We start from the raw sequence: 23846 nt of genomic DNA on the forward strand, positions 1-23846 counted from the left end.
GCGGCGCAGTCGCCGCGCCACGGCCCGCTAGAGGTCCGCTTCCTCCACCGCCCGCACGCTCGAAGCATCCAGCGCATAGGCGGCGTCGGCCAGCTCGTTGCTGACCGGCTCCACTTTCAGCGTGCCGCTGACCCACAGCGGCTGGTAGATATCGTCCAGGGCCAGGCCCTTGGCATAGCGCACCAGCACGATCTGGTTCGGCGGCGGCGGCGGCACGTGGATGCAGGCGCCGGGATAGGGCACCAGGAAGAAAAGGGTGCTGCGGCCCTGGGCGTCGCTTTCCAGCGGCACCGGGTAGCCGCCCAGGCGGATCGCCTTGCCGTCCAGCGCCGCCACGGTCCTGGCCGAATACATCACCGCCGGCAGGTCGCGTTGCTGCTTCAGGCCGCCGGGGCTGTAGAAGGCGCTGTCGCCTTCCGCGCCGGCATGGTCGATCTCCGGCATCTCCTCCAGGGCGCGGCGGTCATCCGGCGGCATCAGCGCGAGCCAGTCGGTTTCCGGCAGTTCGGCGTGGGCGACGCTGCTGAGCAGCAACAGGCAAAAGATCAGACAGGCACGCATGGCGAGGGTCCCACGGGAAAAAGACCCGCCGAGACTAGCAGCCGCTCGCGCCGACGCCCATAGCCGACCGTGCGCTCAGTCGAGCGGCGCCTCCGGGGAGGGCACGCCGTGGCGGTTGTAGATCAGCTCGACTTCGCCGCTGGCGCGCATGGTGCCCAGCACCGCGCCGAGGCGGTCGTAGAGCCCCTTGCGCGCCCCCTCGTAGAGCCGCCGCGAGGCACCGTAGTGGTTGTCGATCCACTGCTCGTGGCGATAGTCGGCGTAGGCATAGTCGTCGAAACCGAGGCTGCGGAACTCCGCCTCCAGGGCTTCCCGGTCGAGCACGATCAGCCGCTCCAGCCGGTGGGCCTGGAACATGCGGGCGAGAATGGCGTCGTCGACCATCAGCGACTTGCGGATCGCCTGGTCCTGGTCGAATTCCTCGAAGTAGACGGTACCGCGCTTGGCCCCGATCTCGCCGCGGTGGAGATCGGCATAGCGCTGCAACGTGGCCTCCTGGCCGGGGCGGACGATGAACAGGATGGTCTTGCGCTGCGCGCCGATCGGCGGCAGGTAGTGCACGAAGGCGACCCGCTCGCGGCTGAACAGCACCCGCGGAACCAGGTCGACGCGACCCGACTTGAGGTCCTCCAGGCTGCGGATGAATGGCCGCTGGCGCCACTGCACGGTGGCCCCGACACGTTGCGCAGCGGTTTCCAGGATTCGCACCAGCGGGCCGCTGGGCTGGCCATCCAGATCGAACATCTCCGGCGGCCGGGGGCGGTAGTCGGCGATCAATACCTCGTCGGCGAGCGCCGGCGGTATCCCGCAGAACAGACAGCACAGCAGCGCAATGAACGGCCTGGGCATGGGACAGCTCGACTCGCGTGGGACCCCAGCCAGCTTAGCCCAGCGCCGCGGGCGGCACTACCCGGCGATCAGCGCCTGCACCTCGGCGATGCGTGCCTGCAGAGTGGCCGCATCGGCGCAGCGCAGGGTGGCGTGGCCAACCTTGCGCCCGGCCTTGAAGGCCTTGCCGTAGTGGTGCAGGTGGCAGTCGTCGATGGCGATCACCTTGTCCACCGCCGGCACCGCACCGATGAAGTTGAGCATGGCGCTCTCGCCGACCTTGGCGGTGGAGCCCAGCGGCAGGCCGGCGACAGCGCGCAGGTGGTTCTCGAACTGGCTGCACTCGGCGCCTTCGATGGTCCAGTGCCCGGAGTTGTGCACGCGCGGGGCGATCTCGTTGGCCTTCAGGCCGCCGTCCACTTCGAAGAACTCGAAGGCTAGCACGCCGACGTAGTCGAGCTTGTCCAGCACGCGGCCGACGTAGTCCTCGGCCAGCGCCTGCAGCGGGTGGTCGGTACTGGCCACCGACAGGCTGAGGATGCCGCTGTCGTGGGTGTTGTGCACCAGCGGGTAGAAGCGCGTCTCGCCATCGCGGCCGCGCACGGCCACCAGCGAGACTTCGCCGGTGAAGGGCACGAAGCCTTCGAGGATGCACGGCACGCTGCCCAGCTCGGCGAAGGCACCGACCACGTCCTCGGGCTTGCGCAGGACTTTCTGCCCCTTGCCGTCGTAGCCGAGGGTGCGGGTCTTGAGCACCGCCGGCAGGCCGATCTGGATCGCCGCGTGGTCGAGGTCGGCCTGATCGAGCACGTTGGCGAATTCCGGGGTGGGAATGCCGAGATCCTTGAACATGGACTTCTCGAACCAGCGGTCACGGGCGATGCGCAGGGATTCGGCACTGGGGTAGACCGGCACGAACTGGGAGAGGAAGGCCACGGTCTCGGCCGGCACGCTCTCGAACTCGAAGGTGACCAGGTCGACTTCGTCGGCCAGCTGGCGCAGGTGGTCCTGGTCGCCGTAGTCGGCGCGGATGTGCTCGCCGAGGGCCTGGGCGCAGGCGTCCGGCGCCGGGTCGAGAAAGGCGAAGTTCATGCCCAGCGGAGTGCCCGCCAGGGCCAGCATGCGGCCCAGCTGGCCGCCACCGATCACACCGATTTTCATGCGCTACATCTCCAGTTGCCGCCTGCTGCATCCAGCGGATGCGACGATCAGGCTTCGCGGGGGTCCGGGTTGTCCAGCACGCTGCGGGTCTGCTCGTCGCGGAACTGCTTCAGCGCGGCATGGAACTGCGGGTGCTGGTGGCCGAGCATGCTGGCGGCCAGCAACGCGGCGTTGATCGCCCCGGCCTTGCCGACGGCCAGGGTGGCCACCGGCACGCCGGCGGGCATCTGCACGATGGACAGCAGCGAGTCGACGCCGGACAGCACGGCCGACTGCACCGGTACGCCGAGCACCGGCAGGTGGGTCTTGGCCGCACACATGCCCGGCAGGTGGGCGGCACCGCCGGCACCGGCGATGATCAGCTGGATGCCGCGCGCCTCGGCCTGTTCGGCGTACTGGAACAGCAGGTCCGGGGTGCGGTGGGCGGACACCACCTTGACCTCGTAGGGAATGCCCAGCTTGTCCAGCATGTCGGCGGTGTGGCTGAGGGTGGACCAGTCGGACTTGGAGCCCATGATCACGCCTACCAGTGCGCTCATCATCGTGCCTCTTTACAGTGCGCCCGCGGGCGCGACACAAAAACCAACAAGCCACGCGATGAGGCGTGGCTTGTCATGTCGGGGCAAACCGACGGGCCGGTCGGTTTGGAGGCGGCGCAGTATATCGTAAAGCGTAAATTGACGCGCCCCTGGGATTACCGTTCGTCTCCTTCGCCGGCCGGCAGGAAGTCGAACGCCTGCAGCCGGGTCACGGGCCGGTTGTCGAAGCGGCGCAGCAGGCCGCCGATCTCGCCGGCGCGTCGCGCGCAGCCGTCATGGACCTCGCTGCCGAGGATGGTGTTTTCCGACAGCATGGCCGGCCTGCCCATGCTGCCCAGGGCGAAAATCAACGTGTCGGTCCCGGTACCGTAGCCCGTCGAGCTTTCCAGCCGCACCTGCAGGCGCCCGTCCTCCAGCGCGTGCTGCAGCGTGGCGTCGGCGAAGCGGAACTGCGCCGGTACGTCCTCGTAGAGGTCCAGGCCGATCATGCGCAGCGGCGCCAGCGAGCCATCGAAGGCCGGCGCCTCTTCGTCGTCATTCGGCGCCGGGGTTTCGAAGACCATATCCGGCAACGGCTCGTGCAGTGTCGCCTGCACCTGGCAGAACACCTCCCGCCTCGGCGGCGGCGCCGATTCTCCCGGCCACACCCAGGAGCTGGCCACTACCATGATCTGCTCCGGCACTTCGAAGCGGCCTTCATAGGCCTTCGGCAGCCCGGCGATCCGCTCGCGGTCTTCGGCACGCATGCCCGCAAGCTGCGCTTCTTCGATTTGCTCCGCATGCAGTTCCAGGCGGAACGCATCGGAGGCATTCGCGGCGGGGGCCAGCACCTCCTGGAAATAGGCGGCGATGCCCTTGCGCTGGGCCGCGCTCAACGGCTCGCGCTGCACGCTGATGCGCACCGCATGCGGGTCATCCTCGACCTGGTGGAAGTGGATTCGGGCGACTTCGTAGCCCTGGGCGATCAGGGCGTCGCTGAGGGCGGAGAGGTAGTCGTAGTCCCAACCCGTCTCTTCCGAGCGGATCGGTTCTGCGAAACGGAACTGCAACTGCGGCTCGCCACCGCACGCCGCCAGTGCCAGCAGCGGCAAGAGCCTGAAAAAACGAAATAGACGCATGGTGATCTCCACGAGACGCGACGCCGGTCGCTCAGGATTCGTTCTGGAAGCGATACTCGACCGCATCCAGCCGATCCAGGGTCTTGCCGTAGAAGTAGGTGAAGGGGCGGCCGGCCTTGGTCACGCGATCGATGCATTCGCGCTGCATGCGTTCGAAACGCTCCCGATTCATCGCCTCTCCTGCACTGTGCTCGAGCATTCCCAGGCGCCCGAAATCGAAGTCGATGTAGTGCTGGCCGCCAGTCGCCGGGTCATCGCGGAGCCTGTACTCGACCCGTTGCTCATCAAGGCTGGTTTGCATCTCGACGCCCGAAAAAAGCAGCCGATGGGGAACGGTGATCGGCAGGAGCTCGCCCATCGTCTGGAAGAGTTCATCCAGCATCTCGCCCCCACTGGGCGTGCCCAGACGCAGATTGAGCGTGGGCAGGGGCCTGCTCAACTGCGCCGTGACCTTGCAGGAGATCTCATCCGATGCAACGAGGGTGAATACGGCGGGCTTGTCGCCCTCCTGGTAGACCAGCGCGGGCCCTTCTTCGAAGGTCGCCGTGCTGTTGAAGGTGCGGCGCAGGCGCTGGGTTTTTTCGCGCATCTGCTGGCGCAGGTTGTCGTCCAGCAGGTGCCCGCTCGGGGAGTTGAAGAGTTCGTCGAGCCGTTCCGGCTGGATTTCCAGGCTCAGCTTGTCCGATCGCTGATCGCGTGCCGCCAGCCGCGCGCTGAACAGGTCCCGCAACGCCTGTCGTCGTTCGGCGCTCAGCGGCTCGCCGGCAAAACTTACCCGCACCGACTGGCCATCGCCCAGCAGCTTGAAGCCGACCTGCTCGGCGGTGAACTGCTGCTCGGCCAGCGCCTGCTCCAGGGATTCATGCAGCGCAGGGTCGATGCCGCCCTGCTCGGCATTGACCGGTGTATCGAAGTGCAGCACCAGCTCATCGCCGCCGCAGGCGGCCAGCAGCAGGCAAAGCGACAGGGGAAAAAGGCGCAAGTGGCGCATGGCTCCATCCTTGGTATCGAAGAGGGGCGCGCATGCTACCCGACGCCGCCGCATCCAGCCTTGCCCGCCGTCACATTCGCCCCGCCGAGCTAGCCCTGGCTGGCGACACCCGCCTCCAGCTCGCGCCACAGCCGGCGCACCGCCGGCTTGCGTTGCAGGGCGCAGCGGTACAGGCGGATCTCCAGCGGCACGTGCCAGTGGGTGCCGCCGCAGACCGCCAGTTCGCCGCGGGCCAGCTCATGGGTCACCGACAGTTGCGGCACCCAGGCCACGCCGAGGCCCTGCAGGGCCATGCTCTTCAGGCTGTCGGCCATTGCCGTCTCGTACACGGTGGTCGAACGCAGGCCGCGCTGGCGCAGCAGCAGGTTGACCGAGCGGCCGAGGAAGGCCCCGGCACTATAGGCCAGCAGCGGTACGCTCTGCCCACCGTCGAGGTCGAACAGCGGCTGGCCGGTCTCGTCCACCGCGCAGACCGGCTGCATGGAGGTCACCCCCAGGTGCAGCGAGGGGAAGATTTCCGGGTCCATCTGCAGCGCCGCATCCGGGTCGTAGTAGGCCAGGATCAGGTCGCAGGCGCCTTCGCGCAGGGCGTGCACGGCCTCGCCGACGTTGGTCGCCACCAGCCGGGTGGAGAGCGGCAGGCCGGCGCGGCGCAGGCGGGCGATCCAGGCCGGGAAGAAGCCGAGGGTCAACGAGTGGGCGGCGGCGAACTGCAGCACCTCGCCCTGCTGGCCTTCCAGCTGGTGCAGGTGCCGCGCCACCTCGCCGAGCTGGTCGACCACACTGCGAGCAGTGACCAGGAACAGCTGGCCGGCCTCGGTAAGCTCCACCGGCGTGCGCGCGCGGTTGACCAGGGTCAGGCCCAGCGCCTCCTCCAGCGCGCGGATGCGTCGGCTGAACGCCGGCTGGGTGACGAAGCGGCGCTCGGCGGCCTGGGAAAAGCTCCGGGTGGCGGCCAGGGCACTGAAGTCCTCCAGCCATTTCATCTCCAGGTTCATAGGGCCTCCTCCGGCCTCGCTCGCACGGCGCATGCCTTCCTATACGCTCGCCGCGATCCTGGCGTCACAGCCGCATTATGCCGTTTGTGCATGGGCCAGCATTTAATGGCATTGGCCGCCGTCGGGCTTGCAACCTTAGTCTAGTGGGCATTGCGCGACTGCCAGCGCTTCCCCCGAGATCGTCCCCATCATGTCCATCGCTGCATCCTTCCGAGTCGAAAAAGACCTGCTCGGTACCCTCGAAGTCCCCGCCGACGCCTACTACGGCATCCAGACCCTGCGCGCCGTGAACAACTTCCGCCTGTCCGGGGTGCCGTTGTCGCACTACCCGAAGCTGGTGGTCGCCCTGGCCATGGTCAAGCAGGCCGCGGCGGACGCCAACCATGAGCTCGGCCACCTGTCGGCGACCAAGCATGCGGCGATCAGCGAGGCCTGTGCGCGGCTGGTGCGCGGCGATTTCCACGATCAGTTCGTGGTGGACATGATCCAGGGCGGCGCCGGCACGTCGACCAACATGAACGCCAACGAGGTGATCGCCAACGTCGCCCTGGAAGCCATGGGCCACGCCAAGGGCGAGTACCAGTTCCTGCACCCGAACAACGACGTGAACATGGCGCAGTCGACCAACGACGCCTACCCGACGGCCATTCGCCTGGGCCTGCTGCTCGGCCACGACTCGCTGCTGGCCAGCCTCGACAGCCTGATCCAGGCGCTGGCGGGCAAGTCCGTCGAGTTCGCCCAGGTACTGAAGATGGGTCGCACCCAGCTGCAGGACGCGGTACCGATGACCCTCGGCCAGGAATTCCGCGCCTACGCCACCACCCTCGGCGAGGACCTGCAGCACCTCAAGTTGCTCGCCCCGACCCTGCTCACCGAAGTGAACCTGGGCGGCACCGCCATCGGCACCGGCATCAACGCCGACCCGCGCTATCAGCATCTGGCAGTGGCGCGCCTGGCGGCCATCAGCGGCCAGCCGCTGACCCCGGCCGCCGACCTGATCGAAGCCACTTCCGACATGGGCGCCTTCGTGCTGTTCTCCGGCATGCTCAAGCGCCTGGCGGTGAAGCTGTCGAAGGTCTGCAACGACCTGCGCCTGCTCTCCAGCGGCCCGCGCACCGGGATCAACGAGATCAACCTGCCGGCGCGCCAGCCGGGCAGCTCGATCATGCCCGGCAAGGTCAACCCGGTAATCCCCGAAGCGGTCAACCAGGTCGCCTTCGAGGTGATCGGCAACGACCTGGCGCTGACCCTCGCCGCCGAGGGCGGCCAGCTGCAACTGAACGTGATGGAGCCGCTGATCGCCTACAAGATCTTCGACTCGATCCGCCTGCTGCAGCGCGCCATGGACATGCTGCGCGAACACTGCATCGTCGGTATCACCGCCAACGAAGCGCGCTGCCGCGAACTGGTGGAAAGCTCCATCGGCCTGGTGACCGCACTCAACCCCTACATCGGCTACGAGAACTCCACGCGCATCGCCAAGCTGGCCCTGGAAAGCGGCCGTGGCGTGCTGGAGCTGGTGCGCGAAGAGGGCCTGCTGGACGAAGCCACGCTGGCCGACATCCTGCGCCCGGAAAACATGATCGCGCCGCGCCTGGCCCCGCTGAAGCCCTGACGCTCATCGCTTGAGCCGCGCAGGGAGGCGCGGCCGGGCCGGCACCGACGCGCCGGCCCGCCCTTATTTGCCTTTGGCAGATGGCTCCACCAAGGCCGCATCAGACGGCCCCGATAACAACAATGACTGGTGAATCCATGCACAACACAATACGCCTCGCCCACTCTCCCTGTATCCTTCGCGCCCCCGCGGTCGGAGCCGCGGTTGCCGGCCGGAACGCCAGTCGTTCGCGGCGGTCAGCTAAGCCGGCATAGCCAGGCCCCGGAACACCCGAGCCACGGCTCGGTGCGCCCATTTACGGCCGATACCCAAACCACTGCACTTGTCCGGCGACACCGGACAGCTCCGGCAGTTTCCGGCGCAGCCCCGCTACCCGCGAGCCGCGCCAGTCCCACAAGCAAAACAAAGGGAGATATCCCCCCATGCTCGACGTTATCAACGACCTTCTCTGGGGCAAGCTACTGATCGTCATGCTGATCGGTCTTGGCCTGTTCTTCACGGTCGCCTCGCGTTTCGTTCAGTTCCGCTACTTCGGCAGCATGTTTCGCATCTTCGGCGAAGCCTTCCAGCGCAAGCCGGGCCATCTCAGCTCGTTCCAGGCCCTGATGCTATCGGTCGCCGGCCGTGTCGGCGGCGGCAACATCGCCGGTGTGGCCGTGGCCATCACCCTCGGCGGACCAGGTGCGGTGTTCTGGATGTGGGTCGTCGCCCTGGTCGGCATGGCCACCAGCTATTTCGAGTGCTCGCTGGCCCAGTTGTACAAGCGCAAGGCCGATGACGGCACCTACCGCGGTGGCCCGGCCTTCTACATCGAGCACGGTCTCGGCCAGCGCTGGCTGGGCATCGTCGTCTCGCTGCTGCTGCTGGTGACCTTCGGCTTCGGCTTCAATGCCGTGCAGTCCTTCACCATGGCCAGCTCGCTGCACGACACCTTCAACGTGCCGACCTACATCAGCGGCATCGCCCTCACCGTGGTGGTCGGCCTGATCATCCTCGGCGGCGTCAAGCGCATCGCCCAGTTCGCCGACGTGCTGGTGCCGGTGATGGCGCTGTCGTACATCGCCGTGGCGCTGTTCGTCATCGGCGGCAACGTCGACCGCGTGCCGGAAACCCTGGCGATGATCGTCAAGAGCGCCTTCGGCCTGGAGCCGGCCTTCGCCGGCGGCATCGGCGCGGCGATCATGATGGGCGTCAAGCGCGGCCTGTTTTCCAACGAAGCCGGCCTGGGCAGCGCGCCCAACGTGGCAGCGGTGGCCGAGGTCAAGCACCCGGCGGCGCAGGGCATCGTGCAGTCCCTCAGCGTGTTCATCGATACCCTGATCATCTGCAGCTGCACCGCGCTGATCATCCTGCTCTCGGGCGTCTACCAGCCGGGCATGGAAATGGGTGGCGTGATTCTGACCCAGACCGCCCTGGCGGCCTCGGTCGGCGAGTGGGGCCGGGTATTCATCAGCGTTGCGCTGCTGGTGTTCGTCTTCACGACTATCATCTACAACTACTACCTGGGCGAGAACGCACTGGGCTTCTTCAGCAAGAAGCGCGAGCCGATCATGGTCTACCGGGTATTGGTGATCGCGCTGGTACTGTGGGGTGCGATGCAGGACCTGGGCACCGTGTTCGCCTTCGCCGACGTGACCATGGGCCTGCTGGCCCTGGCCAACCTGGTGGCCCTGGCGCTGCTGTTCAAGGTCGGCCTGCGCCTGATGCGCGATTACGATGCGCAGATCAAGGCTGGCGTCGAGCAGCCGGTGTTCAATCCGCAGGACTACGCCGATCTGGACCTGGACCCGGAAGCCTGGCCTGGCGCCAAGCCGGAAATCCGCGGCATCCACATCGCTGCGGCCCAGCACCAGCGTTGATCCCCGCTCCCCGGCCGGCTGGATGACCTCCGCCGGCCACCCTGTTCCAGGCCCCGCTGGCACATCCGTGTCGGCAAACCAGACGTGCTAGCGGGGCCTGGTATTTCGCAACGCGTCACCCGGACTCAGCCGCGCAATGCGGCGCACACCGGACGTACGGCCCCGGACCCCAGGCTCCGGGTTTACGCTGCGCTCAGCCCCGACCTACGGGCCTGGCGGCTGGCCGCGAGGATTTTCCTTTTCGGAGTCGTCATCCATGCGCCGTCACCTGTCCTTCTCCCTGCTGTTCGGTCTGCTGCTCGCGTTCGGTGCCCACGCCGAACTGCCCAGCGACTACCGCGTCATCCTGCTCACCGAGAACTTCCCGCCGTTCAACATGGCGGAGAACGGCAAGAACTTCGCCCGCGACGAGAACATCAAGGGCCTCAGCGCCATCACCGTGCGCGAGATGTTCCGCCGAGCCGGCATCGACTACAGCCTGACCCTGCGCTTCCCCTGGGCGCGCATCTACAAGCAGACCATGGAGACGCCGAACCATGGGCTGTTTTCCACCTCGCTGACCGACGAGCGCAAGCCGTTGTTCAAGTGGGTCGGGCCAATCGCCCAGTACGAAAGCGTGCTGGTCGCCACCGAGGAAAGCGGCCTGAAAGTCGCCAACCTCGACCAGGCCAAGGCCTACCGCATCGGCGCCTACAAGAGCGCCGCCGTCAGCCAGCACCTTGAGCGCCTGGGCTTCCAGCCGCAAAACGCGCTGCGCGACCAGGAAAACATCCACAAGCTGCAGCGCGGCAAGATAGACCTCTGGGCCACCTCCGACCCGGTGTGGCGCTACTACGCCAAGGAAGCCGGCGCCACCGGCCTGCACACCGTGCTCAGCTTCCACACCTCCGACCTCTACCTGGCCCTCAACAAGGACACCCCGGACGAGGTGATCACCCGCCTGCAAGCCGCCCTCGACAGCATGCGCAGCGAGGGCTACGGCACCTGCCAGAAGAATCCGGAGCTGTGCTGAGCCTGTAGGGCGGGCCGGCCGGCAGGCGCTTGGCGCGGCTACGACCTGTCATTCCCAGCAGCGGACGCCATGGCGGGGTTCACCCGCCAGGCACCGGGAAGGACGGAATTCACCGCTCAAGGCTGAGGGGGCTCGAATTCATTCGCCTGGCAGGGGCCGGGGTCCGCCCTACGCGTACACCGACCAGCCGATGCGCTGGCTCAGTTGCTCCAGCGCCGCCATGCCGGCCAGGGAGTTGCCGGCGGGGTTCAGTTCCGGCGACCACACGCAGACGGTGAACTGCCCCGGCACCACCGCGACGATACCGCCACCCACCCCGCTCTTGCCTGGCAGGCCGACGCGGTAGGCGAAGTTGCCGGCCTCGTCGTACAGGCCGCTGGTACCCATGATGGCGTTGACCTGCTGGGTCTGGCGCCGGCTCAGCACCTGCTCGCCGCTGTGCAGGCACAGCCCCTGGTTGGCGAGGAAGCCGAAGGCGCGGGCCAGGTCGACGCAGTTCATCGCCAACGCACAGTGGTGGAAGTAGCTGTGCAGCACCGCCTCGACGTCGTTGTGGAAGTTGCCGAAAGCCTGCATCAGGTAGGCCATCGCCGCGTTGCGCGCGCGGTGCTGGTATTCCGAGTCGGCGACCTTGGCATCGGAGACGATCAGCGGATTGCCGCTCAGGCGCCGGACGAAATCGCGCATGGACAACGCCGGCGCGGCGAAGCGCGACTGGTTGATGTCGCAGATCACCAGGGCGCCGGCATTGATGAAGGGGTTGCGCGGAATGCCGCGCTCCAGTTCCAGCTGCACCAGCGAATTGAACGGCTGGCCGGACGGCTCGTGGCCGAGGCGTTGCCAGATGTCCTCGCCGGAATGCTGAATCGCCTGGACCAGGCTGAACACCTTGGAGATGCTCTGGATCGAGAACGGTGTCTGCGCATCGCCCGCCATATGCACCTGGCCGTCCACACCGTAGACGGCGATGCCCAGTTGGTTGGCCGATACCTCGGCCAGCGCCGGGATGTAGCTGGCTACCTTGCCCTTGCCGAGCAGCGGCCGCACGTCTTCGAGAATTTCCTGCAACAAGGCTTGCATAGCGTCACTCGCACCACGCGCGGAACCGCCCGCGCCAATGCAGTGCTAGACGCTTGCCAGGCGGGGGCCATCACAGGTCGAGATCGGCGGGGTGATCCACGTCGCGCAGCAGGCCGGGGTCGTCCAGCGGCAGCGCCAGGCAGGCATCGCCTCGCTCCCGTAACAGCGTGCGAGCGCCGCTATCGCCGGTCAGGGACAGCAGCGCCGGCCAGTGACGGCGGCCGAACAGCACCGGATGGCCGCGCTGGCCGCCCACCAACGGGTAGACGATGCGCTCGGCGGTGGCCTGCGCGGTCAACGCGTCCAGGCTGGATGGCAAGATCCAGGGCATATCGCCGAGCAACACGGCGATGGCCTGCGCCGGGCTGGCAGACAGCGCGCGCATGCCGGCCGCCAGGCTGTGGCCCATGCCCAAGTCAGCCTCGGCGCAGTGGACGATGCGCGTGCCTGGAGGGATGCCCAGGGCCTGAGCGTCGTCTTCACGGCGCAGCACCACCGCCACCTCGGCAAAGTGAGCGTGGGCCAGTTGCAACGTGGCGGCCAGCAGCGAGCGGCCGTCGGCCAGGCGGGCGCGTCGCTTGTCGCTGCCGAAGCGGCGGGCGCTGCCGGCGGCGAGAATCAGGGCGGTGACGTGTTGCATGCTCACAGGCACTGAGTGCGATGGGGGTTTGCCCTTCATAGCGCCTCGCGCCCGATGCCATTGCGCACCCGCAGCACGTCGGCGAGCACCGCCAGGGCGATTTCCGCCGGGGTCTTGCTGCCCAGGTTGAGGCCGATGGGCGCGTGGATGCGCGCCAGTTCGGCGTCCCACAAGCCGCCGCTGCGGCGCAGGCGTTCGAAGCGCTTGGCGCTGGTGGCCTGCGAGCCCATCACGCCGATGTAGAACGCTGGCGTGCGTACCGCCTCGATCATCGCCAGGTCGTCGATGCGCGGGTCGTGGGTCAGCGCCAGCACGGCGGTGTCGGTGTGGCAGAGGCCGGCGCGGATGGCCTCGGAGGGCAGTTCGCGGCGGATTTCCACGCCGGGCAGCGAGACGCCTTCCAGCACCTCGTCGCGCGGATCGCAGAGGATCACCTCGTAGCCCAGGGCCAGGGCGAACTCGGCGCAGACCTGGGCGACGCTGGAATAGCCGGCCAGCAGCAGGCGCTGGGCGGCGCCGACGCGGATATGCAGCCAGTCGCCATGGCGCTCGATGCGTGGGCCCTGCTCGCGGTCGTCACTCACACGACGGGCACCATCGCGCAGGCAGACTTCGCGCAGCAGCCGGCGCTGGCCGCGCAGCGCGCCTTGCAGCTCGCCCAGGTGGGCCTGCACCGCGCAGTCGGCCGGCAGGTTTTCCACCAGCACCTCCAGCACGCCGCCGCAGGGCAGGCGGATCGGCGCCCGTGGTTCGCTGCCGTCGCCGTAGCGCAGCAGGCAGGCCGGCTCGGCGAATTCGCCGTCGCGCAGGCGCTCCAGCAAGTCGTCTTCCACGCAGCCGCCGGACAGCGAGCCGAGCCACTGTCCGGCAGCGTTGGCCACCAGCAGCGAGCCGGGCGCACGCGGGGCCGAGCCGTAGGTGGCGAGCACGGTGCACAGCCAGATGCGCTGGCCGGCCCGCGACCACTCCAGCGCGCGCTGCAGCACCTGGGCGTCGAGCGATTGCACCTCAGTGCCCTCCGCCGGCGGCGCGCAGTTCGCCGACCCGTTCGCGCGGCACTTCGCCGTCCAGCCCGCCCCAGGTCTGGCGCAGGTAGTCGAGCAGGTCGGCGAGCTGGCGGTCGTCCAGCTTGTCGCGCAGGCCGGGCATCGGCTGCATGCGCTTGAAGCCGGTGAACTGCTGCTCCTGGATGCCATCGTCGATCACCCGCAGCAGGTTGCGCGGGTCGGGCAGGCGCAGGGTGCTGTTGCCGGCCATGGCCACGGCGACGTGGGGAATGCCTTCGCCTTCGCTGCCGTGGCAGCCGGCGCAGAGGTTGAGGTAGTCCTGTCGCCCGCGCCGGCCGCTGTCGCTCAACTCGGCCGGCGGGCGCGGGGTGATGCGCCTGGCCGGCGGCGGCTGGTCGCCGAGCAGGTAGGTGGCCATGTCGCGGTGGTCCTGTTCGGGCAGGTACTGGGTGCTGTGGTGCAGCACCGGGTACATCTCGTTGAACACCGAGCCCTGGGCGCTGATGCCGTGCTTGAGGAAGGTGGCCAGGTCGTCGATGCTCCAGCCGCGCTCGGCCAGGTCCTCGGCGAGCAGGCTGGGCGCCTCGTAGCCGAGCAGTTCGGCGCCGGCCAGGCGGCGTTCCTGGTCCAGCGCGCCGACGGCATTGCGCGGGGTGTGGCACTCGCCGCAGTGGCCGAGCACTTCCACCAGGTACTGGCCGCGTTGCCAGGATTCGCTCTTGCCCTCGCCCACTCGCAGCTGCACGCGGTCGGCGTAGAGCAGATTCCAGGCGTTCATGCCGGTGCGAATGTTGTAGGGGAAGCTCAGCTCGGATGACCGGTTGGGCCGGGCGATCGGCTCCAGGCTCATCAGGTAGGCGTAGATTGCGTCGGAGTCCTCGCGGCGCATCAGGTGGTAGGAGGTGTAGGGCATCGCCGGATAGAGCTGGGTGCCATCCGGGCGCTCGCCCTGGGTCAGTGCGCGATAAAGGTCGTCGGCGCTGTAGTGGCCGATGCCGTGCTGCGGGTCCGGGGTGATGTTGGTGCCGTAGATCACGCCATAGGGCGACTGCATGGGAAAGCCGCCGGCATAGGGCGCACCGCCCTCGGCGGTGTGGCAGGCCACGCAGTCGGCGGCGCGGGCCAGGTAGCGGCCGTGCTCGATCAGCTCGTCAGTGGCGGCGCTGGTGGCCAGGGGCAGCAGGGCGAGAAGCAGGTAGGCGCGCATCTCAACCCTCCCGGAGCAGATCGAGGTCTTCCAGCACCTCGCGGGCCGCCTGGTAGTAGCGCACGTAGCCGGTGCAGCGGCAGATGTGCTCGCCGAGGGCCGCCTCGATCTCCCGCTCCAGCTCGCTGCGCTTGGCCGGCTGGCGCTGCAGCTTCTCCACCAGCACGGTGGCGGCGTTGACGTAGCCGGGCGTGCAATAGCTGCACTGGAAGGCGAAGCGCTCGACGAACTTCTGCTGCACCGCGCTCAGTTCCACGACCTGGCCGTTGGCGTCGCGCCGGGCGTGGCCTTCGATGGTGCGCACGCGCTTGCCGTGGAAGAAATGCGCGCCGGTGATGCAGGTGCGCATTTCCTCGCTGGTGCCGTCCGGGTTATCGAGGATCAGCACGCAGGCGCGGCACACGCCCTGGCCGCAACCGAGGCGCGAGCCGGTGAGGTTCAGGTGCTCGTGGAGGAATTCGATCATCGGCAGGTCGTCCGGCACCTCCAGCGGGCCGACCGCCTGGCCGTTGACGATCATGCTCAGGGGACGCTTAGGCATCGAGGGCCTCCTTGATACGCGCGGAAGAGAGGGGCAGATCACGCAGCCGCTTGCCGGTGGCATGGGCGACGGCGTTGGCGATGGCGGCGACCACCGGGATCATCACCACCTCGGCGATACCCTTGGCCGGATCGCTGGGAGACAGCGGCGGCAGGATCTCCGCGCTCTGCGACCACACGGCCACGTCCTTGGCGCGCGGCAGACGGTAGCGGTTGAAGTTCCAGGTGCCGTCGCCGGGGCCGCCTTCATACAGCGGCATTTCCTCCAGCAGGGCGTGGCCGATGCCCATGGCGATACCGCCTTCGAGCTGGCCGAGCACCAGCTCCGGCACGATCACCCGGCCGCATTCCAGCCAGGAGTGGTGGTTGAGCACCCGCGCCTCGCCGCTGCCCTTGTTCACCTTGACCTCCACCAGGGTCGCCACCGGGCTGTAGTAGGTGACCATGGCGTTGTTCAGCTGGGTGTCCGGGTATTTCACGCTGAGACGGTCGAGCAGGTGGAAGCCGTGGCTGCGCATCTGCACCTTTTTCGCCGCCGGCGCGCCGTCGCCGTACTTCAGCGCCAGGGCGTCGAGCGGCAGGCCCTCGCGGCTGCCGTCGATGGCGAACTCGGCCTCGGCCCAGCTCCAGCGATTGAAGCCATGCACGCTGACGCCGGTGACCAGCCCCAGCTCATGGGCCTTGTGCGCCAGCAGGGCAAAGGGGATCGGCGGCAGGCCGTCGGCGGTGAGCTTGCCATCGACCCAGTGGGCGTTCTCCCGGCGTACCACATAGGGATTGGCCAACCCGCCGTAGATGCCCTGGCCCCAGATGTGCAGCGCCGCCGGCCACAGGCCGTGGTTGAACAGCACCCGTGCCGCCTCGCGGGTGGCGTGGCCATGGTAGTAGGCGGAATTGGACGCCGAGGACGGCGAGGCCAGCTTGCCGACCCAGCGCGGGTTGGCCAGCGCGGCGTCCTGCTCGGCCTGGCTGATCAGGTAGGGGTTGCCGCTGGTGGTCAGCGCGAGCTCCGGCCAATCCACCTCGCCGGTCTTGATCTCGTCGGCCGGCTGGCCGAGCCAGTCGGCCACCAGCAGGGCCTGGGAGGTGGCCATGCCGGTGCCCATGTCGATGCCGATGTGGCGCAGGCGGATGCGCCCGTCGGCACTGAACTCGAGGCTGGCCATCGGCGCCTCGGAGCCGGTGCCGAAGTCCTTCTGGCAGATGGCGAAGCCGACGCCGTAGAGATGGTCCGGGTCCTCGGCATCGAAGCGCTTTTTGCGCTCATGGCGAGTCCGCCATAGCTCGTGCTCGGCGGCCTTTTCGAGGATTTCGTCGAGGCGCAGGGCACCGGCCGGGATCGCGCCCTGGGTGTTCTTCATGCCGGACTTGAGCACGTTCTTCTGGCGCAGGGCGATGGCGTCCACGCCCAGGCGCTCGGCCAGCTCGTCCACCATCATCTCGGTGGCGGCCATGGTCTGCAGGGTGCCGAAGCCACGCATGGAGCCGGCTTCCACCGCGCGGGAGAAGTAGGCGGTGGCGCTCAGGTCGCTCTGCGGCAGGTAGTAGATCGACTGCGCGGCGGTGGCGCCGACCGCCGCCACCACGGCGCTGTAGTTGGGCCGGCCGCCGCCGTCCAGGCTCATGTCGGCGCGGAAGATGCGGAAGCTGTGGTCGCGCCTGTCCACCGCCAGTTGGTAGCGCATGTCGAACGGATGGCGCTTGATGCCGCTCTGGAACTGCTCGTAGCGGTCGTTGGCCAGGCGCACCGGCACACCGTCGCCATACAGCGCCGCCAGGGCCGCGTAGAAGACGAAGATGTTGTTGTCCTTGGAGCCGTAGCCGACCGTGTAGCCGGGGTGCAGGTTGAGGTTGGCGGCCTTGAAGCGCGAGGCGGCGAGCAGGTGGGCGAGCTGTTCGGCGTTCTCGAACGGGCACTGGGTGGCGACGACGAAATGCAGGGTGCCGCTGGCCGCGTCGTACCAGCCGTTGCCGTTGTCCGCCTCCAGCGCCGCCGGCTCGATGGACTGGCTGCTGTAGCGCTCGTCGAACACCAGCCAGTCCTCGGGCGGCTGCTCCAGCTGCTCGCGCATGCGCTCGGCGTGGTAGAGGCCCTGCTGGGTCAGGTCGCCGGTCAGCTTGGCGCCCTGCGGCCAGGTCGGCTTGCGCTCGCGAATGGCCGGGAACAGCAGACTGTCCTTGAGGCTGGAGAACTGGTCCGGCTGGTAGGGATCGTCGCCGCCAACGCGCACGAAGCGGAAGCTGCCGTAGGGAGCGGACTGGAACGGCGCGGCCGCCGCGCCGTAGCGAATCGCCTGCTGGTTGAACTGCAGGCGCTTCTTCGCCTGCCGGTAGCGCTCGAAGTCGTGCCAGATCAGCAGCGCCACCGGGTGGCCGATGAACATCGCCACCTGGCCCTCCGGAAGCAGCGGGTCGAGGTCATAACCCCAGGGGAAGCGGATGCGGTCGCGGGCCAGGTCGGCGGCGGTCACCAGGCGGTCGGGCTGCAGCTCGGCGCCCAGCAGGGACAGGTCCAGGCCCTGGTACAGGCGCGCGGTGTCGGTGGCCTTGAGCAGCAGGGCATGGCCCTGGCGCTGCGGCCAGCCGGGCATGTCCTGGGCGCGGATGTCGCGGGCGAAGACCTTGGCGCCGCTGGCCTTGGCGGCGCCGTCGATGCGGCCTCGGGCCTGGCCGTCGGCATACCAGGGCTGGGGATTGGCGGTGACCTGCGCCTCGAACAGCGCGGCGAAGGCGCGGCTGCCGAGCGGCGCCACCGCCACGCCGATGCCGGCGATGATCGCGCGCTGCAGGAAGGCGCGACGGGACAGTTGCATTTCGGACATGACGATTCCCGGAGCGCGGTCATGGCCGCGCCCTGTTGTGCGTGTTGGCATTGAAAAAGCGGCGCCCCGAGGAGCTGCGGCGGAAGTCGAGCGGAATTACCTGACTTTCAGGTCAAGTTTATGGCAAAGCGCTGCGACAGAAAAGCGCATCCTGTCTGTAGGGTCAGAAAATTCTCTGGGCGCCTTGCCCGATAGGGTTGCGGAGACTATCTTCCTTGCCACGCCCATCCGGGCGGACCTGGATCAGCAGACAGGGTCAACACTGAGCTGGCTTACCTGAAACCCACTTTCAGAGGAGCCAACTCAATGGCTGCCACCCGTATCTGGATCAAGAACCCCCTCGCCGTGTTCACCGCCAACGCGCTCGATGCCTCCGGCGGCCTGGTCGTCGAAGACGGCCTGATCGTCGAACTGCTCGGTGCCGGCCAACAACCCGCCCGCCCCTGCCAGCAGACCTTCGATGCCCGCGAGCACGTGCTGCTGCCGGGGCTGATCAACACCCACCACCACTTCTACCAGACCCTCACCCGCGCCTGGGCGCCGGTGGTCAACCAACCGCTGTTCCCCTGGCTGAAGACGCTCTACCCGGTATGGGCGCGGCTGACCCCCGAGCAATTGGCGCTGGCCACCCAGGTGGCGATGGCCGAGCTGCTGCTGTCTGGTTGCAGTACCGCGGCCGACCACCATTACCTGTTCCCCGACGGTTTGGAGCAGGCCATCGACGTGCAGGCCGGCATGGTCGCCGAACTGGGCATGCGCGCCACCCTCACCCGCGGTTCGATGAGCCTGGGAGAGGCCGACGGCGGCCTGCCGCCGCAGCACACGGTGCAGAGCGGCGAAGCCATCCTCGCCGACAGCGAACGGCTGATCCGCGACTACCACCAGCGCGGCGACGGCGCCCAGGTGCAGATCGCCCTGGCGCCCTGCTCGCCGTTCTCGGTGACGCCGGAGATCATGCGCGCCAGCGCCAAACTGGCCGACTACCACGACGTGCGCCTGCACACCCACCTGGCCGAGACCCTCGACGAGGAAACCTTCTGCCTCGAACGCTTCGGCCTGCGCACGGTGGACTACCTGGACAGCGTCGGCTGGCTCGGCCCGCGCACCTGGCTGGCCCACGGCATTCACTTCAATGCCGAGGAGATCGCCCGCCTCGGCCGCGCCGGCACCGGCATCTGCCACTGCCCGGTGTCCAACATGCGCCTGGCCTCGGGCATCTGCCCGACCCTGGAGCTGGAAGCCGCCGGCGCACCCATCGGCCTGGGGGTGGACGGCTCGGCCTCCAACGACGCCTCCAACCTGATCCAGGAAGCGCGCCAGGCGCTGTACCTGCAACGCCTGCGCTACGGCGCCGAGCGCATCACCCCGGAATTGGCGCTGGGCTGGGCCACCCGCGGCTCTGCGCGCCTGCTCGGCCGCGACGACATCGGCGAGCTGGCGCCGGGCAAGCAGGCCGACCTGGCGCTGTTCAAGCTCGACGAGCTGCGCTTCTCCGGCAGCCACGATCCGCTCGCCGCACTGATCCTGTGCGGCGCCGAGCGCGCCGACCGCATGATGATCGGCGGCCGCTGGCGGGTGATCGATGGGCAAATCGACGGCCTCGACCTGCCGGCGCTGATCGCCCGCCACCGCGAAGCCGCGCGGCGCCTGCTCGCCGCCTGATTCGCGCAGCACCGCAGTAGCAACACAAGGGATGCTCCGGCATCCCTCATGCAAGCCCATGACCGTACAACAACAATTGGCAGGCTTCGATCATGACTACGCACCACACCGAGCAAGACCCGGCCGCGGCCGGCAGCAACGACCTGATCTACCAACTGCACGACCGGCCGCCCGTCGCCGCCTCGCTGTTCGCCGCGTTGCAGCACGTGCTGGCGAGCTTCGTCGGCATCATCACCCCGACGCTGATCGTCGGCGGCGTGCTCGGCCTCGGCGCGCACGTGCCCTACCTGGTGAGCATGGCGCTGTTCGTCTCCGGCCTCGGCACCTTCGTCCAGGCCAAGCGCATCGGCCCGGTGGGCGCCGGCCTGCTGTGCCTGCAGGGCACCAGCTTCGCCTTCTTGAGCGTGATCCTCAGCGCCGGCTTCATCGTCAAGAACCGCGGCGGCAGTCCGGAAGACATCCTGGCGACAATCTTCGGCGTGTGCTTCTGCGCGGCCTTCGTCGAGATCGCCTTCAGCCAGGTGATCACCCGCCTGCGCAAGGTGATCACCCCAGTGGTGACCGGCACCATCATCTGCCTGATCGGCCTGTCGCTGATCAAGGTGGCGATGACCGACATGGCCGGCGGCTTCGGCGCCGACGACCTCGGCGCGCTGCACAACCTGGCCCTGGCCGCCCTGGTACTGGGCACCATCGTGCTGCTCAACCTGTTCAAGTGGCCGCTGCTGCGCCTGTCGTCGGTGGTGATCGGCCTGGGCCTCGGCTTCTTCGCCGCCTGGCAGGTGGGCATGGTGGACTTCGCCGAGATGGCCGAGGTACCGCTGGTCAGCGTACCGGTGCCGTTCAAGTACGGCTTCCACTTCGACTGGGTGGCGTTCGTGCCGATCGCGGTGATCTTCCTCATCACCCCGCTGGAGACCTCCGGCGACCTCACCGCCAACTCGATGATCTCGCGCCAGCCGGTGAGCGGCCCGCTGTACCTGCGGCGGATCAAGTCCGGGGTGCTGGCCGATGGCTGCAACTCGGCCATGGCGGCGTTGTTCAACAGCCTGCCGATGACCACCTTCAGCCAGAACAACGGCGTCATCCAGCTCACCGGCGTCGCCAGCCGCCATGTGGCGTTCTACATCGCAGGGCTGCTGGTGCTGCTCGGGCTGTTCCCGCAGATCGGCGCGGTGCTGCAGCTGATGCCCAAGCCGGTGCTCGGCGGCGCCACGCTGATCATGTTCGGTACGGTGGCGGTGGCCGGCATCAAGATCCTCGCCGAGGCCGGCCTGCAGCGGCGCAACGTGCTGATCGTGTCGATCTCCATCGGCCTCGGCCTGGGCGTGGCCGGCGTGCCGGAGGTGCTGTCGCAGATGCCCGAGGCGCTGAAGAACATCTTCGGCTCGCCGATCACCATCGGCGCCTTCAGCGCCATCCTGCTCAACCTGCTGCTGCCGGTGGACGGTGGTGGCCAGTTGGAGGAGGGGGAGGAGGCCGAGCATGGACAGTCGATAAAGGCGCGGTTTGCTACCGACAGCGATGCTTGAGCATTTCCGATAGCATGGCAATGTCCCGCCCGAGCGGGGCATTGCCATTTAATGGAGCATCGCTTGCAGCCTTTCCCGAAGAAGCGCCTTTCCGTAGGCGCCCTAATCACCAACAGCAATGGCGAAATACTGATCGTCAAACCCAGCTATCGAGAGGGCTGGCTGTTACCCGGCGGGGTAGTAACGCCCCTTTAGGATTTGCTGCCGCCATAGATGTCGGAAACGCTTCTGATCTTTTCACTGAGCTTGCCCGTCTGGATCACAATGGTCCTAGCGTGCATATCACCCAAGCGGGTTCTCGATTCGAGAAAAATCCAGGCCCAATCGATGGGAATCAACGCCCCCGCATTGCGGGTAAATGACTGCGATACGGTGCAGCCCCGGAACGTTTTCATATCGACGGCCGCAATACTCAATAATCGCTTGCCGAGACTTTGACCGTTGGGCAGCGCGTCCGCTAACAGAATGTAAGCAAAGGCGATCAGGCCTGCCGTAACGGCGCTGGCCTTTGGCGTGATAGCTGGTATGTAGAGAGACAGCATGTCGGCCAAGAACTTGATGATCAGGAAAATCAATATTGCAGCCGCGCAATCGATAGCTTTAGCGAAGAAACGCCGAGTGATACTCGCCAGTATTTTGGGTTTTTGGCTTTTGCCTTTTACAGCCATGATTTTTCCTATCGCGGTAGTTGGGCATCTGAGCGACGAGGACTTTCGCCTAAATCGGCATCCACAGTCGGTGGTCCATTATATGGCGAACCGCGCCCTGACCTTCGTCGGTTTCGGCGCGGCGCTAGCCAGTGCCACGCGCTGACCCAGCGCGGCTCGGACTGGCGTCAATGGCGAATCGCAACTACAGCTAAACACAGGCCCGCGAGAAAATTCGAACATAGCGCGGCTTCGCTGGTCGATTGCTCAAGTAGGCGATTTTCGCCTCGCGCTCCGCGAGACCCCATTAAAAAAGACTGCCAGGGAGGCCGCATTATGCTGACCCTGCTCAACCTGCTGTCCGCCGTTGCGCTGCTGATCTGGGGCACGCATATCGTGCGTACCGGTATCCTGCGGGTGTATGGCTCGCAACTGCGCCGGGTGCTCAGCCATAGCATTCAACGCTTGCCGATGGCGTTCGGCGCCGGTATCGGCGTGACCGCGCTGGTGCAAAGCAGCAACGCCACCGCGCTGCTGACCACCTCCTTCGTCGCCCAGGGCCTGATGGCGCTGGGACCGGCGCTGGCGATCATGCTCGGCGCGGACGTCGGCACGGCGCTGATGGCACGGGTGCTGACCTTCGACCTGTCCTGGCTGTCGCCGCTGCTGATCTTCCTCGGGGTGATCTTCTTTCTCTCGCGCAAGCAGACCCGCGCCGGCCAGCTTGGCCGGGTCGCCATCGGCCTGGGCCTGATGCTGCTGGCATTGCAGCTGATCGTCGCCGCCGCCGGGCCGATCACCGAGGCCAGGGGCATCAAGGTATTGTTCGCCTCGCTCACCGGTGACCTGCTGCTGGATGCGCTGATCGGCGCGCTGTTCGCGCTGATCTCCTATTCCAGCCTGGCCGCGGTGCTGCTCACCGCCAGCCTGGCCGGCGCCGGGCTGATCAGCCTGCCGGTGGCCATCGGCCTGGTGATCGGCGCCAATATCGGCAGCGGCATCCTCGCCTTTCTCAACGCCAGCATGCAGAACGCTGCCGGTCGCCGGGTGGCGCTCGGCAGCCTGCTGTACAAGCTGATCGGCCTGCTGCTGGTGATGCCCGCGCTCGACCCGCTGGTAGCCTGGCTGGACAGCCTGGAATGGAGCCACCAGGGCCTGGTGATCGGCTTCCACCTGCTCTACAACAGCCTGCGCTGTCTGCTGTTGTTGCCGACGGTGCGCCCCATGGCCCGGCTGTGCACCTGGCTGCTGCCGGAGCAGGCCCAGGACACCGGCGTGGCGCGCCCGCGCCACCTCGACCGCAGCGCCCTGGGCACGCCCTCGCTGGCGCTGGCCAATGCGGTGCGCGAGACGCTGCGCATCGGCGACCTGATCGAAACCATGCTCGGCCACCTGCTGGAGGTGCTGCGTGACCGGCGCCCCGAGCTGGGCAAGGAAATCCGCCGCCTGGACGACGACGTGGACGCGCTGTACAGCGCGGTGAAGCTGTACCTGGCACAGGTGCCGCGCGATGCCCTGGGCGATCACGACAACCGGCGCTGGGCGGAAATCATCGAGCTGGCGATCAACCTCGAGCAGGCTGGCGACATCATCGAGCGCATGCTCGGCAAGTTGCAGAACCAGAAGACCGCGCAACGCCATTCGTTCTCCGACAGCGGCCTGGAGGAGCTGGCCAGCCTGCACGGGCAACTGCTGGCCAATCTGCGCCTGGGCCTGTCGGTGTTTCTCTCCGGCGATGCCCACAGCGCCCAGCAACTGTTGCGGGAAAAAATGCGCTTTCGCGTGCGCGAGCGGCGCCTGGCCCATGCCCACGTGCACCGCCTGCACCGGCAGGTGGTGCAGAGCATCGAGACCAGCTCCCTGCATCTGGAGCTGATCGCCGACATGAAGCGCCTGAATTCGCTGTTCTGCGCCAGCGCCTATGCGGCGCTGGAGGGAGGCGAGGGGCACCCGCTGCCGGACGAGGAAGACACTCCGCCCGACGCAACGGACCGCCCCCTGCCCCAGGCCGGCGGAGCCGGCTGAGG

General features: G+C 67.6%; 20 protein-coding genes. 6 read left to right on the forward strand and 14 right to left on the reverse strand.

Translation table 11 applies throughout. From position 1 onward, the window contains the following. Positions 1–27: 27 nt before the first annotated feature. The 7 genes from ACWKV7_RS16785 to ACWKV7_RS16815 form a co-directional block, all read right to left on the reverse strand. Positions 28–561, reverse strand: coding sequence for a DUF3299 domain-containing protein (locus tag ACWKV7_RS16785; protein ID WP_483858836.1), 534 nt, complete (start codon positions 559–561; stop codon positions 28–30). A 75-nt stretch (positions 562–636) separates the two neighbouring features. Continuing rightward, a complete protein-coding gene (locus ACWKV7_RS16790) occupies positions 637–1410 on the reverse strand; it encodes a substrate-binding periplasmic protein (RefSeq protein ID WP_483858837.1) in 774 nt (257 codons plus the stop codon). 57 nt (positions 1411–1467) lie between these two features. After that, positions 1468–2550 (reverse strand): 5-(carboxyamino)imidazole ribonucleotide synthase, encoded by a 1083-nt coding sequence (locus ACWKV7_RS16795; protein ID WP_483858838.1) that lies wholly within the window; start codon positions 2548–2550, stop codon positions 1468–1470. Positions 2551–2597: 47 nt separating this feature from the next. Continuing rightward, positions 2598–3089 carry a 5-(carboxyamino)imidazole ribonucleotide mutase gene (gene purE, locus ACWKV7_RS16800; RefSeq protein WP_483858839.1) on the reverse strand — a complete coding sequence of 164 codons (492 nt, stop codon included), beginning with the start codon at positions 3087–3089 and terminating at the stop codon, positions 2598–2600. Positions 3090–3244: 155 nt separating this feature from the next. Continuing rightward, entirely contained in the window at positions 3245–4207 is a 963-nt protein-coding gene (locus ACWKV7_RS16805; protein WP_483858840.1) for a hypothetical protein, read from the reverse strand. A gap of 31 nt (positions 4208–4238) precedes the next feature. After that, a complete protein-coding gene (locus ACWKV7_RS16810) occupies positions 4239–5198 on the reverse strand; it encodes a hypothetical protein (protein WP_483858841.1) in 960 nt (319 codons plus the stop codon). Between the two features lie 89 nt (positions 5199–5287). Then, positions 5288–6196, reverse strand: a complete 909-nt coding sequence (locus tag ACWKV7_RS16815; RefSeq protein WP_483858842.1) for a LysR substrate-binding domain-containing protein — start codon at positions 6194–6196, stop codon at positions 5288–5290. Between the two features lie 190 nt (positions 6197–6386). Between ACWKV7_RS16815 and ACWKV7_RS16820 the strand changes: the two genes are divergently transcribed. From ACWKV7_RS16820 to ACWKV7_RS16830, 3 genes are all read left to right on the forward strand, one after another. Continuing rightward, on the forward strand, positions 6387–7811 hold the full coding sequence (locus ACWKV7_RS16820; RefSeq protein WP_483858843.1) for an aspartate ammonia-lyase: 1425 nt from the start codon (positions 6387–6389) through the stop codon (positions 7809–7811). Between the two features lie 422 nt (positions 7812–8233). Beyond that, a complete protein-coding gene (locus ACWKV7_RS16825) occupies positions 8234–9670 on the forward strand; it encodes an alanine/glycine:cation symporter family protein (protein ID WP_483858844.1) in 1437 nt (478 codons plus the stop codon). Between the two features lie 256 nt (positions 9671–9926). Continuing rightward, positions 9927–10682 (forward strand): substrate-binding periplasmic protein, encoded by a 756-nt coding sequence (locus tag ACWKV7_RS16830; protein WP_483858845.1) that lies wholly within the window; start codon positions 9927–9929, stop codon positions 10680–10682. Positions 10683–10850: 168 nt separating this feature from the next. On the opposite strand, the gene glsB is transcribed toward ACWKV7_RS16830, so the two are convergent. From glsB to ACWKV7_RS16860, 6 genes are all read right to left on the reverse strand, one after another. Further along, on the reverse strand, positions 10851–11762 hold the full coding sequence (gene glsB / locus ACWKV7_RS16835; protein WP_483858846.1) for a glutaminase B: 912 nt from the start codon (positions 11760–11762) through the stop codon (positions 10851–10853). Positions 11763–11832: 70 nt separating this feature from the next. After that, a complete protein-coding gene (locus ACWKV7_RS16840; RefSeq protein ID WP_483858847.1) occupies positions 11833–12402 on the reverse strand; it encodes a nucleotidyltransferase family protein in 570 nt (189 codons plus the stop codon). Between the two features lie 35 nt (positions 12403–12437). Next, positions 12438–13409, reverse strand: a complete 972-nt coding sequence (locus tag ACWKV7_RS16845) for an XdhC family protein (protein WP_483858848.1) — start codon at positions 13407–13409, stop codon at positions 12438–12440. Position 13410: 1 nt separating this feature from the next. Continuing rightward, the gene (locus tag ACWKV7_RS16850) at positions 13411–14616 is read right to left on the reverse strand and encodes a c-type cytochrome (RefSeq protein ID WP_483858849.1); all 1206 of its coding nucleotides are present in this window, start codon (positions 14614–14616) and stop codon (positions 13411–13413) included. 1 nt (position 14617) lies between these two features. Continuing rightward, positions 14618–15157, reverse strand: coding sequence for a (2Fe-2S)-binding protein (locus tag ACWKV7_RS16855; protein ID WP_483858850.1), 540 nt, complete (start codon positions 15155–15157; stop codon positions 14618–14620). Continuing rightward, positions 15150–17978 carry a xanthine dehydrogenase family protein molybdopterin-binding subunit gene (locus tag ACWKV7_RS16860; RefSeq protein ID WP_483858851.1) on the reverse strand — a complete coding sequence of 943 codons (2829 nt, stop codon included), beginning with the start codon at positions 17976–17978 and terminating at the stop codon, positions 15150–15152. The genes ACWKV7_RS16855 and ACWKV7_RS16860 overlap by 8 nt, the downstream gene beginning before the upstream one ends. Before the next feature lie 306 nt (positions 17979–18284). Here ACWKV7_RS16860 and ACWKV7_RS16865 point away from each other — a divergent pair, with 306 nt between their 5' ends. Both ACWKV7_RS16865 and ACWKV7_RS16870 read left to right on the forward strand, forming a co-directional pair. After that, on the forward strand, positions 18285–19640 hold the full coding sequence (locus ACWKV7_RS16865; protein WP_483858852.1) for an 8-oxoguanine deaminase: 1356 nt from the start codon (positions 18285–18287) through the stop codon (positions 19638–19640). Between the two features lie 92 nt (positions 19641–19732). Next, positions 19733–21172, forward strand: a complete 1440-nt coding sequence (locus ACWKV7_RS16870) for a nucleobase:cation symporter-2 family protein (protein ID WP_483858853.1) — start codon at positions 19733–19735, stop codon at positions 21170–21172. Positions 21173–21363: 191 nt separating this feature from the next. Here the strand turns inward: ACWKV7_RS16870 and ACWKV7_RS16875 are convergent, their stop codons facing one another. After that, a complete protein-coding gene (locus tag ACWKV7_RS16875) occupies positions 21364–21840 on the reverse strand; it encodes an RDD family protein (RefSeq protein ID WP_483858854.1) in 477 nt (158 codons plus the stop codon). A 315-nt stretch (positions 21841–22155) separates the two neighbouring features. On the opposite strand from ACWKV7_RS16875, the gene ACWKV7_RS16880 reads away from it, so the two are divergent. Then, positions 22156–23844 carry a Na/Pi cotransporter family protein gene (locus ACWKV7_RS16880; protein WP_483858855.1) on the forward strand — a complete coding sequence of 563 codons (1689 nt, stop codon included), beginning with the start codon at positions 22156–22158 and terminating at the stop codon, positions 23842–23844. The last annotated feature ends 2 nt before the right edge of the window (positions 23845–23846 follow it).

The sequence above is a fragment of the Zestomonas ipomoeae genome, from assembly GCF_057128665.1.

Excerpts from the sequence above, each read along its gene's own strand:
- ACWKV7_RS16840 (WP_483858847.1), bottom strand. The coding sequence starts at position 12,402 with ATGCAACACGTCACCGCCCTGATTCTCGCCGCCGGCAGCGCCCGCCGC.
- ACWKV7_RS16860 (WP_483858851.1), bottom strand. The coding sequence starts at position 17,978 with ATGTCCGAAATGCAACTGTCCCGTCGCGCCTTCCTGCAGCGCGCGATC.
- ACWKV7_RS16825 (WP_483858844.1), top strand. The coding sequence starts at position 8,234 with ATGCTCGACGTTATCAACGACCTTCTCTGGGGCAAGCTACTGATCGTC.
- ACWKV7_RS16830 (WP_483858845.1), top strand. The coding sequence starts at position 9,927 with ATGCGCCGTCACCTGTCCTTCTCCCTGCTGTTCGGTCTGCTGCTCGCG.
- ACWKV7_RS16880 (WP_483858855.1), top strand. The coding sequence starts at position 22,156 with ATGCTGACCCTGCTCAACCTGCTGTCCGCCGTTGCGCTGCTGATCTGG.
- ACWKV7_RS16810 (WP_483858841.1), bottom strand. The coding sequence starts at position 5,198 with ATGCGCCACTTGCGCCTTTTTCCCCTGTCGCTTTGCCTGCTGCTGGCC.
- ACWKV7_RS16870 (WP_483858853.1), top strand. The coding sequence starts at position 19,733 with ATGACTACGCACCACACCGAGCAAGACCCGGCCGCGGCCGGCAGCAAC.
- purE (WP_483858839.1), bottom strand. The coding sequence starts at position 3,089 with ATGAGCGCACTGGTAGGCGTGATCATGGGCTCCAAGTCCGACTGGTCC.
- ACWKV7_RS16855 (WP_483858850.1), bottom strand. The coding sequence starts at position 15,157 with ATGCCTAAGCGTCCCCTGAGCATGATCGTCAACGGCCAGGCGGTCGGC.
- ACWKV7_RS16805 (WP_483858840.1), bottom strand. The coding sequence starts at position 4,207 with ATGCGTCTATTTCGTTTTTTCAGGCTCTTGCCGCTGCTGGCACTGGCG.
- glsB (WP_483858846.1), bottom strand. The coding sequence starts at position 11,762 with ATGCAAGCCTTGTTGCAGGAAATTCTCGAAGACGTGCGGCCGCTGCTC.
- ACWKV7_RS16815 (WP_483858842.1), bottom strand. The coding sequence starts at position 6,196 with ATGAACCTGGAGATGAAATGGCTGGAGGACTTCAGTGCCCTGGCCGCC.
- ACWKV7_RS16795 (WP_483858838.1), bottom strand. The coding sequence starts at position 2,550 with ATGAAAATCGGTGTGATCGGTGGCGGCCAGCTGGGCCGCATGCTGGCC.
- ACWKV7_RS16875 (WP_483858854.1), bottom strand. The coding sequence starts at position 21,840 with ATGGCTGTAAAAGGCAAAAGCCAAAAACCCAAAATACTGGCGAGTATC.
- ACWKV7_RS16790 (WP_483858837.1), bottom strand. The coding sequence starts at position 1,410 with ATGCCCAGGCCGTTCATTGCGCTGCTGTGCTGTCTGTTCTGCGGGATA.
- ACWKV7_RS16820 (WP_483858843.1), top strand. The coding sequence starts at position 6,387 with ATGTCCATCGCTGCATCCTTCCGAGTCGAAAAAGACCTGCTCGGTACC.
- ACWKV7_RS16785 (WP_483858836.1), bottom strand. The coding sequence starts at position 561 with ATGCGTGCCTGTCTGATCTTTTGCCTGTTGCTGCTCAGCAGCGTCGCC.
- ACWKV7_RS16865 (WP_483858852.1), top strand. The coding sequence starts at position 18,285 with ATGGCTGCCACCCGTATCTGGATCAAGAACCCCCTCGCCGTGTTCACC.
- ACWKV7_RS16850 (WP_483858849.1), bottom strand. The coding sequence starts at position 14,616 with ATGCGCGCCTACCTGCTTCTCGCCCTGCTGCCCCTGGCCACCAGCGCC.